Consider the following 17,859-nt stretch of genomic DNA (forward strand, 5'->3'; position numbering starts at 1 on the left):
CATGTGGATCATGCTCGCCATGCTGGCGGTGTTCTACGCCATCGTCATCGCCATTCTCTATGTGACACAGCAAAAGACCGCACCCACGTTCGACGAGTACGCCGTCGGCGGTCGCAGCTACGGACCCTGGTATGTGGCCATGAGCTACGTCAACTCGTGGTGGCCGGGGTCCACGTTCATCGCCTTCTTCGGACTAGCAACCGGCGCCGGCGTCTTCGGCCTGTACGGCCTGGCGTATTCGAGCCTCGGCGTCGCGATGATGTACTTCATGGCCACCCGCGCCTGGCGCTGGGGCAAGAAGTACGACCTACGGTCACAGCCCGACCTGCTGGGCAAGCGCTTCGACTCCCCCGCGGTGCGCATCATCGCCAGCGTGATCGGCATCGTGTCGCTGTTTCCCTGGGTCGTTCTCGGAATGCAAGCTCTGGGAACGGTATTCGAGCTCGCCAGCGATGGCGCATGGTCGGTTACCACCTGCTTGATCGTGGGTCTCGCCGTGATCCTCATCCGGCAGTACTGGACCGTCCGGATGGGCATGCGCGGCCTGATCATGACCGACGCCTTCCAGGGCACCGTCGCCTACGTCTTCTCCGCCATCCTGTGCGTGGTGCTGCTGTCCGGGATCGCGGGCAGCCCGATCAGCATTGGCGACTTGAACGACGTCGCGGACAAGTACCTCGTCCTGCCCGGCGACGGCGACAAGTACGGACCGCTCTACATTTTCGCCTTGATCTTCACCGGCGTGGTCGGCTCCCTTCGCTGGCCAACAAGTTTCCAGCGCATCTACACCGCCTCCAGCGTGCGGTCGGTGAAATCGGGCACCTTGTGCACGGTGCTGATCTCCGGTGTCTTCTACACCCTGCTGATGCTGGTGGGTATCGCCGCAACCGTCATGCCCGACGTCGGCGCGAACCCGCAGGCCGGTTGGTTCACCATCATGAGCGACTACGGCGGCACCTGGCTGCTCGGCCTGGGCATCACCATCGTGTTCGCGGCCTCCATGGGCCACATCGACGGCAGCGTGCAGGTATGCGGTCTGCAGATCGCCAACGACCTGGTCAACACCACGAAGCGGCCGCTGTCGGATAAGCGGCTGACCCAGGTCGCCAAGACCTCGATGTTGGTCTTCATGATCGCCGCGGGTGTCGTCGCCTACGCCACGTTCAACATGACCCGGCTGCAGCTGCTGGCCCAGATCTCTTATCAAGGCGTGATCCAGCTGGCGGTGCCGCTGTTCCTGGGCATCTTCTGGCGGGGCGGCAACAAGCAGGGCGCGGTCGCCGGAATGCTCTCGGGCTTCCTGGTCGCGATGGTCATGACCTGGATCTACCCCGACGACGTGCGCTGGCTGGGCAGCCTGACCGGCGGTATCGTCGGGTTGGTGGTCAACCTGGCCGTCTTCCTCGCCGCCGCCGCGCTGATCGGCACCGACGATGCCGACAAGGCCCGGGTCAACGAGATGTTCGAAGCCGCCAAGACCAAGATGCGGATCGCGGCGCCCACTGCGCCGGTATCGCTGGAGGACCAGGTGCACGAGCTGGCCGAAGAGACCCGATGACCTCAGGCCTGACCGACTCCGCGTTTCTCGCCGATTTCGCCGCCCTGTCGGCGATCGGCGCGACCGCGGCAGGCGGGGTGGACCGGGAAGCGGCCACCGCCGCCGACGGGCGGGCCCGGGAGTGGTTGCGCGACTGGTTCATCGAACACGGGCTGGACTGCCGTGTCGACGCCGTCGGCAACATGTACGGCTGCGCCGACATCGTCGCGGGCGCACCGTACGTCCTGCTCGGCTCACATCTCGACAGTCAACCGACATCCGGTCGTTTCGACGGCGCCTACGGGGTGCTGGCCGGGGCGTATGCGGCGGCCGCGGCCGCGAGCCGGCCCGAGGGGGCACGCTTCAACGTCGCGGCGGTGAACTGGTTCAACGAGGAGGGCTCGCGCTTCTCGCCGAGCCTGATGGGCAGCGCGGTGTACACCGGCAAGCTGGCCGCCGGCGCCGTCCTCGACACCGTCGGAAAAGACGGCGTCACGGTACGGGAAGCGTTGCAATCCATCGGTTTCCACGGCGGTGATATGCCGCCGCAGGCCGGCGCCTTCGCCGAGATCCACATCGAGCAGGGCCGCACGCTGATCGACCAAGACCTCGATATCGGGGTGGTGACCGAGAACTGGGCGGCCTACAAGTACGCCATCACCGTGCACGGTGAGCAGGCCCACACCGGCGCGACGCATATGCGCTACCGGCGTGACGCGCTGGTGGGTGCCAGTCAGGTGGTGCTGGCGGTCCGGGCCGTCGCCGACGAGTTCGGCCCCGACACGGTGCTCGGCTCGGTCGGCAGCTTCACCGTCGAGCCGAACTCTCCCGTGGTGGTGCCGGCGCGGGTCCGGCTGGCGGCGGATCTGCGCACCCTCGACGGTGAAACCGTCGAAGCCGCGCACCGGTCTTTCCTGCAACGCGTTTCGGCGATCACCGGGGCCGGCGAGGTTCGCATCGAGATCGAATCGGCGGCCCTGCGACCCTCCACCCGCTATCAGGAGGCCGGGGTCGCCCTGGCCGGTGGCATCGCCGATGAGCTCGGACTGCGGTGGCGGACGCTACCGACGATGGCCGGGCATGATTCGGTGAACCTCAAGTCGCTGGTGCCGACGGTCATGCTGTTCGTGCCCAGCGTCGACGGCGTATCCCACAACGAGAACGAGTACAGCACCGATGCTCACCTGCTGGCCGGCCTGCGCATGCTGACGGCCACCGCGCGGCAGCTGGTGACCGGAGCCCTCGAGGCGGCCGTACTCACATGAGCGATTCGATCCTGGACGCACACGCCGATGCCCTGCGCGACGAATACCGCAGCGGCACAGCGAGTCCGGTAGAAGTCTTGGAGTTGACGCTGGCGCGCGTCGAAGCCCGCAATCCGGCCGTCAACGCCATGGCCTACCTGGACACCGCGGGGGCGCACGCCGCGGCGCAGGCTTCGGCGCGACGCTGGGCCGACGGCACGCCGCTGAGCCCGTTGGATGGCGTGCCCGTCACCATCAAGGACAGCGTGCAGGCGACCGGGATGCCGTGGCGGCACGGCTGCGCCGCCAATGCGGACCTGCCCGACGCTGGCGTCGACGCCCCGCCGGCTGCCCGGCTCAAAGAGGCCGGTGCCGTCATCCTCGGTAAGACCACCATGCCCGACTTCGGCATGATGGCCGCCGGTGTCAGCTCGTTGTACGGCATCACCCGCAATCCGTGGGACACTTCGCGCAGCACCGGTGGGTCCAGCTCCGGTGCCGGCGCCGCGCTGGCAGCCGGTATCGGGTTTGGTGCCGTCGGCAGTGATATCGCGGGGTCGGTCCGGCTGCCCGCCGGGCACTGCGGCCTGGTGGCTCTCAAACCCACCCAGGGCCGGATACCGCACACTGCGCCGTCGACGATGCGCTCCGCCGGGCCGATGGGTCGCACCGTCGACGAGGTGATGGACATGTTCGAGGTGCTGAGCCGGCCGGACGCCCGTGACCTGTGGAGCCTGGCACCCGAGACGTCACCGGATTCCCGGGAGGCTTTGTCGCCCAGAGGTCTTCGCATCGGTGTGCTCACCGACCTGGGTGCCGGGTTCGGCGCCGACGATCGGGTGCTGTCGGTGGTCGGGGATGCAGCCGCGGTGTTGGGCGAGGCCGGCGCCGAGGTGTCGGCGATGCCACCGGTGTTCTCCGATGACCCCTACCCTGCCCTGGATCGGCTGTTCCAGGTGCGCGCGGCGACTGAGCTTGAGTCGATCCGTGTCGATCTGCGCCCCCTGGTGCATCAGGCGATCCGGCAGTGGTGCGCTCCCGGCACCGGATACCGCGCCACCGACTTCGCCCGCGACAGTGAGGCGGTCGCCCGCTCGGCCGAGCGGATGCGGGTCGCCTGCGCGTCATTCGACTACGTCATCGCACCGGTCATACCGGTGGTGGGATTCGCCGCGGAGGACTGCGGTCTGGACCGGGCATATCCGCTGGCGCACTGCGGCTTCACCGCGTGGTTCAACCAGACCGCGCAACCGGCCAGCGCGCTGTGCTTCGGTATGAGCGCCGGTATGCCGGTCGGTATCCAGGTGATCGGTCCACGCTTCGCAGACCGCGAGGTGTTGCGACTGACGAAATGGCTTGAGTGCAACCGTCCCGTCAACATCGTCTGGCCTGCGCCCGCCGCGGCCGTTTCCACCGGAGGAGGTAGCTGACATGAGCGCCACCGCACCACCGATAGCGCTGCCGTTGCGGGCCATGGGCCTGTTCACCGGTGCCGTCACGGCCGATCCCACCCCGACGATGGCCAGCCCGAGTTGGTGGGGTGCCGACTCCGAATGTTTCGATGTGCGCGGCGCCGACGACTCCGGCTCGGAGTCAGGCGCTTTCGTGAAATCGATGATCGGCCACGCGGATGCCTATATCGACATACCGCACGCATTCGCCGCCGCGGCCGAGGCCGGCCTACGCGGCGTCGGCCCCGCGGTGTACGCGGCCGATCCCGCTGCCGGGATTCTGGTCCTGGAGAACCTGGTCGACACCTCCTCGACGGCGACCCTGGATGTCTTCGACGACGATGCCCGCCTGGAACAGCTGATCGCGCTACGGGCGCAGGTCCGCGAATTCGGCGCGATAACCCGCACGGCCACGGTTTTCGACGATATCCGCGCCCTGACCGAACTCGCCACCACCAACCGGGTGACCCTGCCTGCCGACTTCGACTGGATGTTGCGCATGCTGGATATGCCCGAGAAGCGGATAGCGGCAGCCGGTTTCGATCTGGTGGCGTGCCACGGTGACGGCAACGTGTCCAATGTGCTGCTTGCCGACGACGGCCGGATGTTACTGGTGGACTGGGATGTCGCGGCGCTGATGGACCCGCTGCAGGACATCGGCGTTCTGCTGGCCGAGGTCCGTCCGTTCGATTCGACGGCGCGTGAGGTCTTCGCGGCGGCCTGGGGCAGTTTCGATCAATCGTTGTTCGATCGCGCGCGGATCTACGGTGTGGCCGACTGTGTCCGTTGGGGACTGATCGGGGCCTACGCGGACCACGCGCGTCCGGGCACCCTCGAATACTCGAAACTCTCCGACTGGCAGTTCCTGCGGGCGCGGGCCGGCCTCGGCGAGAGCGCCTTCTACGATCGGGTGAACAACCTGTGACCGCCTCACCGACCACACGCGACACCACCGGCAACCGGGTGCTCGGTAGCGCGCGCAACGACGTCGAACGGCGCGTGGAAGCCGCGGTGGCAGCGATCGAGATCTGGCGCGGCAGGCACATCGAGTACGCCCCGGTGCTCGGTGGCCTGCAGAACAGCAACTGGCGCATCACCGTCGAGGGCACCGACACCCGCTATTTCCTCAAGATCCCCGGCGACGGCAGCGACACCTTCATCGACCGGGTCCTGGCCAACGAAGCCGCTCGACGTGCCGGCGAAAAGGGGATCGGCGCGGAGCTGGTGTATTTCGATGCCGACACCGGCGTCGAGGTCATCGAGTTCCTGGAAGGCTATCGCGCCTGCACCAACGGTGATTTCAAGGATGTCGCCGTCGCCCACCAGATCATCGACATCTACCGGGTCTTGCACGACGGCGGGCTGCTCAGCGTCACCAAGACGATGTTCGACATGATCGACGAGCACCTGGCTCAGGTCGGTGAGCTCGGGGTGCGGCTGCCCGCGGATGCTGAGCTGATACTCGGCGAGTACCAGGTGGCCAAGTCGGCGCTGCTCGCCTCCGGACTGGATCTGGCTGCCTGCCACAACGATCCGATGCCGGGGAATTTCCTGGTCGCCGACGACAGGCCGATGAAGCTCGTCGACTACGAGTTCGCCTCGAACAACGAACGCGCCTACGAGCTCGCGTTGCTGACCACCGAGATGTTCTATACCGAGGAACGGATCATCGAACTCGTCGAGGACTTCTACGGCCGCAGCGATTTCGGCCTGCTCGCGCGGGTGCAGGTCTGCGGAGCGCTGGCCGACACCAAATGGGGTCTGTGGGCATGCGTCAACCAACAGTTGAGTTCGGCATGGGATTTCGACTATCACAAGTACGGCTGCTGGAAACTGATGCGCGCCCGGTTGAAGATGGCGGACCCGCGTTGGCCGTTCTGGCTCACGTCGCTCTAGACAGCCGGCCTGGCGTCGGCCCAGGGCCGGGCCGCCTCGTAATTGGCCGCGGCGCGCAGGACGGCGGCATCGGCGCGGTGCGCTCCGGCGATCTGCAGCCCGACGGGCCGGCCGTCGGCGGTGAATCCCGCGGGCACGGTGATGGCGGGTGTGGTGGTCATGTTGTACGGGTAGGTGAGCAGCCAGCCGAGGAGCTGGCGTTGCAGCGACTGCCCTTCGAGCCACTGCGGGGCGAAGCGCTCCAGCGGAAATGTGGGGGTCGCCAGCGTCGGGCTGACCAGAATGTCATAGGTCCGCATGAATTCGCTGAAGGTGTCCCACATCTGGCCGCGGAATGCCTCCGCCCGGCCGATTTCCACTGCGGTGAGGGTCTCGGCCTGCTCGAAGATCTCGATCAGGTTGTCGTCGAGCTGACCGTGCTGGGATTTCCAGTCCAGGACGTCGTACTCACACGAATACCCGGGAACCCACAGTCCCTTCCACATGGCCTCCTCCGGGTTGCCCCATGCGGGAGTGGCCTCTTCGACGGTCGCGCCCAGAGATTCGAAGGCCCGCACCGCCTCTGCACACACCGCCACCACTTCCGGGTCGACGTGGCCCAAGCCGAGATCGGGCGACCAGGCAACCCGCCACCCGGTGATGTCACCGGCAGTTGCTGTCGCATAGTCGATTCCGTCTGCGGGCACGCTGTTCGGATCGGAGTCCGACGGCCCGGCCATCACCGAGAACATCAGCGCGGCATCGGCGACGGTGCGGGTTATCGGTCCGTGGAAGATGTGGGTGTAATGCCGGCCGTCCAGCAGCGTGTGCGGAATGCGGCCCAGCGACGGTTTGAAGCCCACCACGCCGCACATCGCCGCCGGTATGCGCACCGATCCGGCACCGTCGGCACCTTCGGCCAATGGCCCCAGGCCTGCTGCGACGGCCGCCGCCGCACCGCCACTGGATCCACCCGCGGTGTGCCCGTGCTTCCACGGGTTATGGGTGGGACCGTAGAGGTGACTGTCGGTGCCGCCGTAGTAACCGAACTCCGGGGCGTTGGTCTTGCCCAGGAACAGCCCGCCAGCCTCCTTCAACCGCGTCACCACGGTGGCGTCGTGGCTACCCACATGTCCCGCCAGTGGTTTGAGCGAAGAGTCGAACGGCAGTCCGGCCATGGTGGTCAGGCCTTTGATGGAGAACGGCACACCGTGCAGTGGCCCGCGCGGCGTTCCGCCGGCCAGCTCCTCGTGCAGTACCGCGGCGTCGGCCAGCACCTGGTCCCGGTCGAAGTGGATATAGGCGTTCAAGCCCGGGTTCACCGACTCTATGCGGTCGGCGAACGCGGTCGCGATCTCGGTGGCCGTGATGGAGCCGGTACGGACGGCGTCGGCGAGGTCGGTCGCGGGTGTCCAGCACAATTCGTTGTCGGGCATGCTGACAGCGTAGGGCGTGGGCCACCCCTTCGCAGTACGAAAAATGCTGTCCGGCAACGGAGTACGTTATCGTTGCCGGATCGTCCGGCTGTGCGCACACCGGCAGTTCCATCTCGCGCATCGTGGCGGGCTCACCCCAGATGCGTCGATATACCCACACTGTTGGACGATTCCAGTTGCAGCAGAACCTGCTTCAAGGTGGCATTGTGGGCTGCATCCATGATCGCCACGTGCAGCCGGGCGATCGGGTCGCGGGGTCCCGCAGTTCATCGAATCGGATCGCCTAGGGTGCAGCCGACCGTCTCGGTGGACGATTCGGGCCATTGGTCGAGCACGTAGGAGCCGCCGCCGCGTCTCCAGCAAGCCGCGGTCGACGAGCCGCACCAATGCCGCCCGCACTGTCAGCCGGCCGACACCGAGGGCCTCGGATATGTTTCTCACGAATTGCTGCACAGTTCCGGCCGGGGGATTCGTCAAGCAATAGTGGTCGAGGCGCTATGTCTTTGTTCGCGCTGTTCGTGGATCCGGTCTGAATGTCCGGCTTTGGCGGCGGGGCCGAACCCGGCTGGGCCGATAACGGCGTGAGTGATGGACCTCTCGGGGTTGGGCTGTCACCTGCAGATCATTCATGACCGCGTACTGGCTCGGAACAGCGCGTGAGCGACCGCTTTGTTAGCTGTGGGCTAGATCACCGTTCGGTTTCGGGGTTGGTTCCCGACTACACCTTGCAGATGTCCGTCGTAGCTGACGGGCGATGTTGATCGATGTAGGGGGGACTGGGTCGTGGGTCGTTGGGGATTTTCTGCCGGTGTGGATCGTCCCGGCATGCCTGGGCGGATCACGTTTCTATTTGGTAAGGATGGTCAATCATGAAATCTCACCCGCGGTCTGCGGTACGTGCCATCGGCACCGCGCTGGTGGTGGTGGCTTTGGCTTCTTGCGGCCAGCCCATTCGGAATGTGTCGTCACCGCCCAGCGACCCTGCCGCGGGCACGTGTCCGGCGGCGACTGCGGACCGCTGGGCCACTGCACCCCCAACGGGGGATGGTCCCGGCGTCCGAGTACCCCAGCCGCCCTCATGGGACTCTGTGCCCGAGCTGATCACCGCCGCTGCACCCATCGTGCTGCGCAACATGAGCCTTCAGCAGGGGAACTACGCGCCAGCGCTCACTGCCGTGGTCGGGGACTCTACGAATCAAAAGACGCCACAACTTCTGCTAGACGGCAGTTACAAGGCCCTCACCAAGAACCACACCAACCCCCAGCTCAAGAGCCAGCAAAACACCGTCGTATGCGGGTACCCGGCCCTCACCCTCAACTACACCGTGGATGCGGCGCCAGGCGGTCCCACGCAAACCGTGACCGCCCTCGTCATTGCCCCGACAGTCGGCGCCAAGCTCTACACCGTGGCCGTCACCAGCGTGACCACCCAACCCAACGACCCGACGTATCAACGTGATTCACAAGCCATGCTGAACGGCACCCAAGTCCTAGCACCCACGTAGACGTTCGGGTCTGTCAAAACAACGGTGACAGCGGCTCGGCGCTCAAATACGGCGCCTGCCTGGGTGAGGTGACCGTGTCTCGCTATGCGCAGGCCTGGCGGCGTGAACTTGGCACCCGCACCACCACTGAACTCGGTGAGCGCCAAAGGCTGTTCCGTGCCCTCAGAGAGGGAATTGAGACCGCGGCGCCTGCATATCAGGTGGGCGTTCGCTAGCGGTCGAACTTGCCGGCCAAATACTCTGTCCGGCAGGCGTTTCGGGCCAGCTTGCCCGACGTCGTGCGCGGGATGACCCCGGCAGCGACCATCCGTATGTCGGCCACGCGCACCTGGTGATTCCGTGACACCGCGGCACGGATCGCGTCCACGATGGGGCCGGGCTCGGCCCGGCCCGACCCGGCGGCGCGTTCGGCGACGATGACGAGTTCCTCGCTGGCAGTGCCGGGCACCGAGAATGCGGCGACGTAACCGGAGCGGACGGCGGGGGAGGCGGCGCTCACCGTGGTTTCGATATCGGTGGGGTAGTGGTTGCGACCGTCGACGATGATCATGTCTTTGATCCGGCCGGTGAGGTACAGCTCCCCGTCCAGATAGACACCGAGATCGCCTGTGGCAAGCCACAATCCATTGTCGGGGACATCGTCGGCGTGGCTGTCGTCGCGCAGCCGGGTCTGCAACTTGTTGCCGAACACACGCAGGGTCTCTTCGGCCCGGCCGAAGTAGCCGCGCCCGACATTGTTGCCGTGCAGCCAGATCTCACCGACCGTCCCGTCGGGAAGCTCTTCGCCGTCGGGGCTGGCGATCACCGCCCACTGGTTGGGGATCGGCTGACCACAGGACACATGGGCCACCGCACCGTCGGCGCCGGCATCCACCACCACGGCACGGCCGGCGTTGAGCTCGGCGCGGTCCAGGTAGACCGCCTCAGCTGCCGCGGACGGGGCGATGCTGGCCACCGACAGGGTGGCTTCGGCCATACCGTAGGACGGTTTGATCGCGGTGACGGGCAGCCCGTAGGGCGCGAATGCCGCGGTGAACTTCTCGATGGAAGACAGCGTGACGGGCTCTGAGCCGTTGAGGAGGGTGACCACGTTGGTGAGGTCCAGGTCGTCACCGCTGGGCGGCAGGCCCCGTTCGGCGGCCAAGTCGAAGGCGAAGTTGGGGGCCGCGGCGAAGGTGCGCCCGTGGGCGGACTCGATGCCGAGCGCCTTGATCCACCGGTAGGGCCGGCGGACGAAGGCCATCGGGTCCATCAGGGTGATGTGCGCGCCGCACAGCGCCGGGAACATGATCATGATCAGTCCCATGTCGTGGTAGAGCGGCAGCCAGCTGACACTGCGCACGCCCATGTCCAGATCGCCGGCCAGGACCATCTGCAGCACGTTGGTACAGACGTTGCGGTGGGTGATCTCCACGCCGGCGGGCGTACGGGTGGATCCCGAGGTGTATTGCAGGTAGGCGACGTCGTCGGTCTCCAGCGGGACCGGCGTGAAGGTCTGGGCGACGGTGTCGGGCACGGCGTCCACGGCGATCATCCGGGGACGTTCGGCGGCGGGCAGGGTGCGCAGGAAGTTGCGTACGGCCTCCGACCCGGCGGTGGTGGTCAGCACCACGGTGGGTTTGGCGTCGGCGAGCACCGCCGCCAGCCGTTCGGTATGCCCGGCCAGAGCCGGGGCGAACAGCGGCACCGCGATATTGCCTGCATGGATCGCCGCGAAGAACGCCGCCACGTAGTCCACGCCCTGGGGGGCCAGGATTGCGACGCGGTCACCGCGGGTGGTGACCTGTTGCAACCGGGCGCCGACCGCGCCGACCTTGGCCCACATCCCGTTCCAGCTGAGCTCGATCGCCCGGCCGTCCGCACCCTGGGTGTAGTCCAGGAACCGGTAGGACGGAGCATCGCCGTACGCCTCGCGATTGCGGTCCAGAAAAGAGGTCAGCGTGACGCCGTCGGGTATGACAATGGTGCCGTCTGGCCGGACGTATTCTTCGATACTCGGCACGGCAGATTCAACGATCTTGGCACTCAACGCTTCCCGACCCATAGCACAAATATAGTAGCAGCGCTAACTATTCGGTGAATCGTGGAGTGATGGGAGTTCTCACTCCGGTGCCGTTCTGTGACGTACAGCGCATAGCGATGAAGCGTACCGCCGCCTGCGGCAATGCCCGACGGCGTGAGTGCCGAGGCTCTTCGTTTCTTGGACATCGCGGCCTCGCATCTGTCGCGCTGTGCCACTCGCGGCAAACCATTGGGCGCCATGGGCTCTGTGCGCACGCCAGTTCAGCACCATCGATGGTCGGTAGTCCGCAAACCGAAGACCTTCGGGCGGGGATCGCCTTCTGTGTGTTAGCTCACTAGCCTGAACAAAGTTGAAACAACAGCTTGCTCGAAACCGCATGGAGTGTGGACCGGCGGCTGTACGGCGGCGGCCGGGCATCCCGAGAGTGAGGAAGTTGCCCATGGCGTCGACTCGGAACCGGACCGGCAACCTTTTTCGGCCTCCCCGCCGCGGGGATACCGCGCTGGCGGTGGCGACCCGGTGGTACGACCCGGCGGTCATCGTGGCGACCATCGACGGCGTCGTCGATGCGGCGAATGTCGACACCCTGGTCGACGTGGTGTTGGACCGGGCCATGCTGTGCTGCTCGTTGATCGTCGACCTACGCGATGTCACGTATATGTCCATATCCGGACTTGAGGCGCTGCTTCTCCTGCACGGGCGCTGCGAGATCGCGGACACCAGGTGGACGATCATCCCCTCGGACGCGGTCCAGCGGCTGTTGCATCGGTTCGACACCACCGGCATGGTGCCGACGACGACATGTCTGGAAGACGCGTTCGCCGCCGCAGAACTACATGTGCCCATCGTGCAGGTGGCAGGCCCCGGCGACGGGGGCCGGATCGCCTGAACCGGTCATCCAAAACCGGTGCTGCACAGAACCATCCGGAGCGCTTACAAAGCATTCTCGGGACCGAACACGGCCCAGACCGTCTTGCCGGTCCGCTTGGGTGTGCATCCCCAGGACCGGCTCAGTGCGGCGACGACCGCCAGTCCCGAGACGGGGTTGGTGCCATGAGTGGCGTCTTCTCTGCGCTGGGCGCGCACTCGGCTGGTGTCCTCGACGGCCACCGCGACCAGCTCTCCGTCGTACTCGACGGTGAGCCGTGGTGCCGAATTCGTATGCAGGAGAGTGTTTTCCACCAGTTCGGAAGCGACGGTGGCGGCCGCGGAGATCATCGCCGGGCAGGACCAGGCCGTCAGCCAGCGATGCACCAGGCGCCGCGCCCGGGCCGCGCTGAGCACCGTCGCGGGCAGCCGGGTGCAGGCCCGCTGCCTGTGCGTCCGTCTCTTGGCCACGCAGGCTCGGCGGGCCTCCTCCAGGCTGCGGTACACGGGCACCTGCCGGGTGATGCCCTTGCCGCGCAGCGCGTCACGGACGGCGGAGTCCGGGCACACCAGCATCAGCGGAACGTTCGGCCACGTGTGGACGTGCCAGTGTGCGCTGGTGATCGCAGACCACGCCGTCGTCGCGGGCACGTCGAGGGCGCTGACGTCGACGATGACCGCCCGCGGCTCCTCGAGCGCGGCGTCGATCACGCTGTCGCGCAACGTCACATACGAAGTCCCGTCGAGGGTCCCGGTGCAGCTCAACACGGACTCACCGCACGCCCCGCGTACAGGTCCGTCCACCTGAATCGACGCGGTCACCGGTCCACGCGCTGACGGCCGCCCACTCTCATATCCGCAGGACTACCCCTTGTCCGGGCGGTGGAAACGGTATCGGTGCGGCGGCGGTATGCTGGCGACGTCTGGCTGAGCAAGAGCCGTCCCGATCCTTCGGCGCCCCTGTGTGCGCGGATCGGTGTCAACCGGCCCATCTTGGCAGAGCGGACAGATCGTGAAATCACTCCCCGACGTGGATACCACGGCACCGCCATTTGCGCCGATCCTTCGGCACGGTGACGGCCGGCGCGGGTCCGGGGGATGGCTGATCGAATTCGGCGCCGCCGACTGGAACGCGGAACGGGCCTATCTCGACGCGACATATGGCACGGCCCTGTCCATCGACGGCCTCGGTCCGGGCAGTTCGGTCCGGCACCGGTACGGCACGGCCAGTGGGTTCACGGTGGACGAGGTGAGCCTTCGGCGCGGTGTCCGGCTGGTCGCCCGGCCCGGGACCGGCGTGTTGATCGCCCTCGCGGTGGACGGTGCCGTGCAGTTGGGGGACACCGAACTCGGACCCGGCGAGTCGGTCCTGGCGGATGAGCGGCGCGGCTGGACCGCGACGGCGCGCTCGGGCACCGTCGTGCTGATCATGCTCGAGGCGTGGCTGATTCAGCGAGCCGCGGATGAACGGGGCGCGTCGGGACTGCTCACGACGCGCGACCTGCACCTTCGACCGGTGGTGCAGCAGTTGGGCGAAGCCTGGCAGCGCAGCGTGCACTACGTCGTGGAGATGATGGACGCCCGGGCGCCGCGCGCTCTCGTCGATGCCGGCGGCCAGGTACTCGCCGCCGCGGTGCTCGCCTGCTTCGCGCCACCTTCAGCACCGCCCACGCCGGGGGGCGCGCACGTCGCGGATCTGCCTACGCCGTTGCGGCGCGCCATGGCTTTCATCGCCGCCGGCGCGCGCGAGATGATCGGCGTCAACGAGATCGCCGAAGCGGTGCATCTGTCGCCGCGGGCCGTCCAGTACCTGTTTCGTAAGCACCTCGACGAAACTCCGACCGAACACCTACGTCGGGTGCGGCTCCAGCGGGCCCATCTGGACCTGCTCGCGGCCGACCGAAGCAGCACGACGGTGTCCGAGGTGGCGCGACGCTGGGGATTCGGCCATACCGGACGTTTTGCGGTCCTCTACCGGGAGACTTATGGAGTCAGCCCGCATATGACATTGCGACGTTAGTGAGAAGGTGTGCAGATGACGGAGATGACGGCGCGGTGACGCACAGTTATGACGACGCCCTCAGGACGGCCATGGCGGACCTGGCCGGCACCGCCGAGGACGCCCGCAAGCCGATCGAACGCACCCTGTCCGAATTGACCGAGGCCGCGGTGGCGCTCATCGAGGGCGTGGACTGTGCCGGCGTGCTGCTGATCAAGGACGGTGAATTCTCCTCGCTCGCAGGTACATCGGACGTCGCGAGAGCACTCGACCACGCGCAGCGGGATACCGGGGAGGGGCCCTGTGTCGATGCGGCCGAGCGCGATGTCATCGTGCGGTGTAACGATCTGCGCAAGGACGGTCGCTGGCCGCGCTTCAGTGAGGTCGCGATAGCCACCGGTGTGCTCAGTGTGATGTCGTTCCGGTTGTACACCAAGGGGGTGGACAGCGGTGCGCTGAATCTGTTCGGCTTCGGAACCGGCTCGTTCACCGCCGAACCCGAGGCCCTGGGCGCCATGCTGGCCACACACGCGGCCATCTCCCTGGTGGCGGCCAACCGGCAGCAGCAGTTCGACTCGGCGCTGGCCAGCCGGGACCTGATCGGGCAGGCCAAGGGCATCATCATGGAACGGTTCGACGTCGACGCGGTCCGCGCCTTCGAGCTGTTGCGCCGGGTGTCGCAGGAGTCCAACACGCCGGTGAAGGTCATCGCGGCCCGACTGGCCGAGCGCAACTCGACCGACAATGACGGATCGGTCGTCGGGTCGGTTTGAGACTCACCGGCAGCGGGCAATCCTGACCTGGGCGCACCATCGGGGTGCACCGCATCGACAGGAGTACGACCATGATCGGGACCATCATCAGCGCTCTCGTCGTCGGATTGATCATCGGCGCCCTGGCTCGGCTTGTCATGCCGGGCAAGCAGGACATCGGCATCCTCATGACCATCGGGCTCGGCGCTCTCGGCTCGCTAATCGGCAGCTGGGCGACCTACCAACTGGGCTACCACAACGCCAACGGTGGGTGGGAGATCATCCCGTTCGTCGTCGGCATCGCCGTGGCCGCCGCGCTGATCGCGGTGTACCTGGCCGTCCGCGGCCGGTCGCATCACGTCACGCACTGACACTTCCGCGACACCGAAAGCCCCGGCCACGGTCGGGGCTTTCGCATGTCTGGACTTCACCCGAAAAACACCAACCTTTTTCTTGACTAATTCCAGATAAGGGGCAAGACTCGACTGCGTGGGTACGGCAGAGGAGTTCCAGCAGATGCTGCGGGACGCCTCTCTGCGCGTCACCCGTCCCCGGGTCGCCGTGCTGGGCGCCGTGCACGGTCATCCGCATGCCGATACCGACACGGTCATCCGTTCGGTGCGGGCGGACCTTCCGGAGGTGTCGCATCAGACGGTGTACGACGCGCTCAATGCGCTGACTGCCGCAGGTCTGGTACGGCGAATCCAGCCGTCGGGTTCGGTGGCTCGCTATGAGTCCCGAGTCGGGGACAACCACCACCATGTGGTGTGCCGAAAGTGCGGCGTGATCGCCGACGTCGACTGTGCGGTCGGCGAGGCGCCGTGTCTGACGGCATCCGACGACCTCGGTTTCGCGATCGATGAGGCCGAAGTCATCTACTGGGGCGTTTGCCCCGATTGTGCTATCGCACAAACTGTTTGATCACCTGTAGTCAGTCCGACAGCCCCGGAAAGGTTTCACATGCCAGAGACATCCCCACCGATCGGTGAAGCCCAGACTGAGCCCGCCGAGAGTGGTTGTCCCATGCTCATCAAGCCGCCCGTCGAGGGTGGCAGCAACCGCGACTGGTGGCCCAACGCGGTCAACCTGAAGATCCTGCAGAAGGATCCCGACGTCATCAACCCGCTGGACCCGGACTTCGACTACAGCGCGGCCGTGCAAACCCTCGATTTCGATCAACTCGCCGCTGACGTCGACGCCGTGATGACCGATTCGCAGGACTGGTGGCCCGCGGACTTCGGGCACTACGGACCGTTCTTCATCCGGATGTCCTGGCACGCGGCCGGCACCTACCGGGTCGCGGACGGCCGTGGCGGCGGCGGTAAGGGCATGCAGCGGTTCGCGCCGCTGAACAGCTGGCCCGACAACGTCAGCCTGGACAAGGCCCGCCGTCTGCTGTGGCCGGTGAAGAAGAAGTACGGCAAGAAGCTGTCCTGGTCCGACCTGCTCGTGTACGCAGGCAACCGCGCCCTGGAGAACATGGGCTTCAAGACCGCGGGCTTCGCGTTCGGCCGCCCCGACTACTGGGAGCCCGAAGAGGACATCTACTGGGGCGCCGAGCACGAGTGGCTGGGCTCCCAGGAGCGCTACGCCGGTGCGGGCAAGGACCGGACCAAGCTGGAGAACCCGCTGGGCGCCAGCCACATGGGTTTGATCTACGTCAACCCCGAAGGCCCCGAAGGCAATCCGGATCCGGTGGCCGCCGCCATCGATATCCGCGAGACGTTCGGCCGGATGGCGATGAACGACGAGGAGACCGCAGCCCTGATCGTCGGTGGTCACACCTTCGGTAAGACCCACGGCGCCACCGAGGTGGAGAACGGCGTGGAGCCCGAAGCCGCGCCGCTGGAGATGCAGGGCCTGGGCTGGGCGAACTCGGGTGTGGGCAACGAGACCGTCAGCAGCGGTCTCGAGGTGACCTGGACCCACACCCCCACCAAGTGGGACAACTCGTTCCTGGAGATCCTCTACGGCAACGAGTGGGAGCTGTTCAAGAGCCCCGCGGGCGCCAACCAGTGGCGGCCCAAGGACGGCGGCTGGGCCAACTCGGTACCGATGGCCCAGGGCGACGGCAAGACTCATCCGGCGATGCTCACCACCGACCTGTCGATGCGGATGGACCCGATCTACGGCGCCATCACCCGGCGTTGGCTGGATCACCCGGAGGAGCTGGCCGACGCGTTCGCCAAGGCCTGGTTCAAGCTTCTGCACCGTGACCTGGGGCCGGTCTCGCGTTACCTCGGACCGCTGGTGCCCAAGGAGACCTGGCTGTGGCAGGACATCGTGCCCGCCGGCCAGAAGATCGGCGATGCCGATGTCGCGACCCTCAAGGCGGCCATCGCCGAGTCGGGTCTGACGGTGCCGCAGCTGGTGTCGACCGCGTGGAAGGCTGCCGCGTCCTACCGGCACAGCGATATGCGTGGCGGCGCCAACGGCGGGCGGATCCGGCTGCAGCCGCAGCTGGGCTGGGAAGCCAACGAGACCGACGAGCTGGTCCCGGTGATCGCCAAGCTGGAGGAGATCCAGTCCTCCGCCGGTGTGCCCGTGTCCTTCGCCGATCTGGTCGTGCTGGCCGGCAACGTGGGTGTCGAAAAGGCTGCCAAGGCAGCCGGATTCGATATCACCGTGCCGTTCACCTCCGGGCGTGGCGATGCCACCCAGGAACAGACCGACGTCGAGTCGTTCGCCTACCTGGAGCCCAAGGCCGATGGCTTCCGCAACTACGCGGGCAAGGGTCTGCCGCTGCCGTCGGAGTACGTGCTCATCGACCGGGCCAACCAGCTGAACCTGTCCGGTCCGGAGATGACGGTGCTGATCGGTGGCCTGCGGGTGCTGGGCGCCAACTACCAGGGCACCGACCTCGGTGTGTTCACCGACAAGCCGGGGCAGTTGACGACCGACTTCTTCGTGAACCTGCTGGACATGAGCACCAAGTGGACGCCATCCTCGGCCGAGGACGGCACCTACGTCGGCACCGACCGGGCGACCGGTGCGCCGAAGTGGACCGCCAGCCGCGTTGACCTGCTGTTCGGGTCGAACTCGCAGCTGCGAGCGCTGGTTGAGGTGTACGCCGAGGACGACGCGAAGGAGAAGTTCGTCAAGGACTTCGTCGCCGCGTGGACCAAGGTCGCCAACTCGGATCTTTTCTAGGCGAGCTGAATCTCACCTGC

16 protein-coding genes are annotated in these 17,859 nt (G+C 66.6%); 12 read left to right on the forward strand and 4 right to left on the reverse strand.

All coding sequences use genetic code 11. The features are described from left to right. Position 1 precedes the first annotated feature (1 nt). The 5 genes from H7J86_RS15075 to H7J86_RS15095 are packed head-to-tail and all read left to right on the forward strand — an operon-like array spanning position 2 to position 6,128. On the forward strand, positions 2 to 1,558 hold the full coding sequence (locus H7J86_RS15075) for a sodium:solute symporter family protein (protein WP_267291861.1): 1,557 nt from the start codon (positions 2 to 4) through the stop codon (positions 1,556 to 1,558). Beyond that, the gene (locus H7J86_RS15080) at positions 1,555 to 2,802 is read left to right on the forward strand and encodes a M20 family metallo-hydrolase (RefSeq protein WP_267291863.1); all 1,248 of its coding nucleotides are present in this window, start codon (positions 1,555 to 1,557) and stop codon (positions 2,800 to 2,802) included. Before H7J86_RS15075 ends, H7J86_RS15080 begins: the two co-directional genes overlap by 4 nt. Beyond that, a complete protein-coding gene (locus H7J86_RS15085; protein WP_267291865.1) occupies positions 2,799 to 4,211 on the forward strand; it encodes an amidase in 1,413 nt (470 codons plus the stop codon). Before H7J86_RS15080 ends, H7J86_RS15085 begins: the two co-directional genes overlap by 4 nt. 1 nt (position 4,212) lies before the next feature. Beyond that, the gene (locus tag H7J86_RS15090) at positions 4,213 to 5,157 is read left to right on the forward strand and encodes a phosphotransferase (RefSeq protein ID WP_267291867.1); all 945 of its coding nucleotides are present in this window, start codon (positions 4,213 to 4,215) and stop codon (positions 5,155 to 5,157) included. Next, a complete protein-coding gene (locus H7J86_RS15095) occupies positions 5,154 to 6,128 on the forward strand; it encodes a choline kinase family protein (protein WP_267291869.1) in 975 nt (324 codons plus the stop codon). The genes H7J86_RS15090 and H7J86_RS15095 overlap by 4 nt, the downstream gene beginning before the upstream one ends. Here the strand turns inward: H7J86_RS15095 and H7J86_RS15100 are convergent. Both H7J86_RS15100 and H7J86_RS33610 read right to left on the reverse strand, forming a co-directional pair. After that, the gene (locus H7J86_RS15100; RefSeq protein WP_267291871.1) at positions 6,125 to 7,543 is read right to left on the reverse strand and encodes an amidase; all 1,419 of its coding nucleotides are present in this window, start codon (positions 7,541 to 7,543) and stop codon (positions 6,125 to 6,127) included. The genes H7J86_RS15095 and H7J86_RS15100 overlap by 4 nt on opposite strands. 66 nt (positions 7,544 to 7,609) lie before the next feature. Then, complete coding sequence (locus tag H7J86_RS33610) at positions 7,610 to 7,996, reverse strand: GntR family transcriptional regulator (protein ID WP_372517304.1); 387 nt, start codon at positions 7,994 to 7,996, stop codon at positions 7,610 to 7,612. Between the two features lie 635 nt (positions 7,997 to 8,631). Here H7J86_RS33610 and H7J86_RS15105 point away from each other — a divergent pair. Next, the gene (locus H7J86_RS15105; RefSeq protein WP_090364694.1) at positions 8,632 to 9,048 is read left to right on the forward strand and encodes a hypothetical protein; all 417 of its coding nucleotides are present in this window, start codon (positions 8,632 to 8,634) and stop codon (positions 9,046 to 9,048) included. 211 nt (positions 9,049 to 9,259) lie between these two features. Here the strand turns inward: H7J86_RS15105 and H7J86_RS15110 are convergent, their stop codons facing one another. Continuing rightward, positions 9,260 to 11,092, reverse strand: a complete 1,833-nt coding sequence (locus H7J86_RS15110) for a fatty acyl-AMP ligase (RefSeq protein ID WP_267291873.1) — start codon at positions 11,090 to 11,092, stop codon at positions 9,260 to 9,262. 418 nt (positions 11,093 to 11,510) lie between these two features. Here H7J86_RS15110 and H7J86_RS15115 point away from each other — a divergent pair, with 418 nt between their 5' ends. Then, complete coding sequence (locus tag H7J86_RS15115) at positions 11,511 to 11,960, forward strand: STAS domain-containing protein (protein WP_187097395.1); 450 nt, start codon at positions 11,511 to 11,513, stop codon at positions 11,958 to 11,960. A 44-nt stretch (positions 11,961 to 12,004) separates the two neighbouring features. Here H7J86_RS15115 and H7J86_RS15120 read toward each other — a convergent pair whose 3' ends face one another. Continuing rightward, the gene (locus H7J86_RS15120; protein ID WP_235683451.1) at positions 12,005 to 12,706 is read right to left on the reverse strand and encodes an STAS domain-containing protein; all 702 of its coding nucleotides are present in this window, start codon (positions 12,704 to 12,706) and stop codon (positions 12,005 to 12,007) included. A gap of 244 nt (positions 12,707 to 12,950) precedes the next feature. Here H7J86_RS15120 and H7J86_RS33390 point away from each other — a divergent pair, with 244 nt between their 5' ends. The 5 genes from H7J86_RS33390 to katG all read left to right on the forward strand — a co-directional run bounded on the left by H7J86_RS33390 (position 12,951) and on the right by katG (position 17,839). Further along, positions 12,951 to 13,958 carry a helix-turn-helix transcriptional regulator gene (locus tag H7J86_RS33390; RefSeq protein ID WP_235683450.1) on the forward strand — a complete coding sequence of 336 codons (1,008 nt, stop codon included), beginning with the start codon at positions 12,951 to 12,953 and terminating at the stop codon, positions 13,956 to 13,958. A 35-nt stretch (positions 13,959 to 13,993) separates the two neighbouring features. After that, entirely contained in the window at positions 13,994 to 14,710 is a 717-nt protein-coding gene (locus tag H7J86_RS15130; RefSeq protein ID WP_235633142.1) for a GAF and ANTAR domain-containing protein, read from the forward strand. Positions 14,711 to 14,781: 71 nt separating this feature from the next. Further along, positions 14,782 to 15,060 (forward strand): GlsB/YeaQ/YmgE family stress response membrane protein, encoded by a 279-nt coding sequence (locus tag H7J86_RS15135; RefSeq protein ID WP_187097394.1) that lies wholly within the window; start codon positions 14,782 to 14,784, stop codon positions 15,058 to 15,060. A 145-nt stretch (positions 15,061 to 15,205) separates the two neighbouring features. Next, the gene (locus tag H7J86_RS15140; RefSeq protein WP_181953126.1) at positions 15,206 to 15,610 is read left to right on the forward strand and encodes a Fur family transcriptional regulator; all 405 of its coding nucleotides are present in this window, start codon (positions 15,206 to 15,208) and stop codon (positions 15,608 to 15,610) included. A 39-nt stretch (positions 15,611 to 15,649) separates the two neighbouring features. Then, positions 15,650 to 17,839, forward strand: a complete 2,190-nt coding sequence (gene katG, locus H7J86_RS15145) for a catalase/peroxidase HPI (RefSeq protein WP_187097393.1) — start codon at positions 15,650 to 15,652, stop codon at positions 17,837 to 17,839. Positions 17,840 to 17,859 lie beyond the last annotated feature (20 nt).

This window comes from Mycobacterium hackensackense, from assembly GCF_025822555.1.
Classification (GTDB): domain Bacteria; phylum Actinomycetota; class Actinomycetes; order Mycobacteriales; family Mycobacteriaceae; genus Mycobacterium; species Mycobacterium fluoranthenivorans.

Excerpts from the sequence above, each read along its gene's own strand:
- H7J86_RS15115 (WP_187097395.1), top strand. The coding sequence starts at position 11,511 with ATGGCGTCGACTCGGAACCGGACCGGCAACCTTTTTCGGCCTCCCCGC.
- H7J86_RS15140 (WP_181953126.1), top strand. The coding sequence starts at position 15,206 with ATGCTGCGGGACGCCTCTCTGCGCGTCACCCGTCCCCGGGTCGCCGTG.
- H7J86_RS15110 (WP_267291873.1), bottom strand. The coding sequence starts at position 11,092 with ATGGGTCGGGAAGCGTTGAGTGCCAAGATCGTTGAATCTGCCGTGCCG.
- H7J86_RS15135 (WP_187097394.1), top strand. The coding sequence starts at position 14,782 with ATGATCGGGACCATCATCAGCGCTCTCGTCGTCGGATTGATCATCGGC.
- katG (WP_187097393.1), top strand. The coding sequence starts at position 15,650 with ATGCCAGAGACATCCCCACCGATCGGTGAAGCCCAGACTGAGCCCGCC.
- H7J86_RS15085 (WP_267291865.1), top strand. The coding sequence starts at position 2,799 with ATGAGCGATTCGATCCTGGACGCACACGCCGATGCCCTGCGCGACGAA.
- H7J86_RS15075 (WP_267291861.1), top strand. The coding sequence starts at position 2 with ATGTGGATCATGCTCGCCATGCTGGCGGTGTTCTACGCCATCGTCATC.
- H7J86_RS15090 (WP_267291867.1), top strand. The coding sequence starts at position 4,213 with ATGAGCGCCACCGCACCACCGATAGCGCTGCCGTTGCGGGCCATGGGC.
- H7J86_RS15100 (WP_267291871.1), bottom strand. The coding sequence starts at position 7,543 with ATGCCCGACAACGAATTGTGCTGGACACCCGCGACCGACCTCGCCGAC.
- H7J86_RS15080 (WP_267291863.1), top strand. The coding sequence starts at position 1,555 with ATGACCTCAGGCCTGACCGACTCCGCGTTTCTCGCCGATTTCGCCGCC.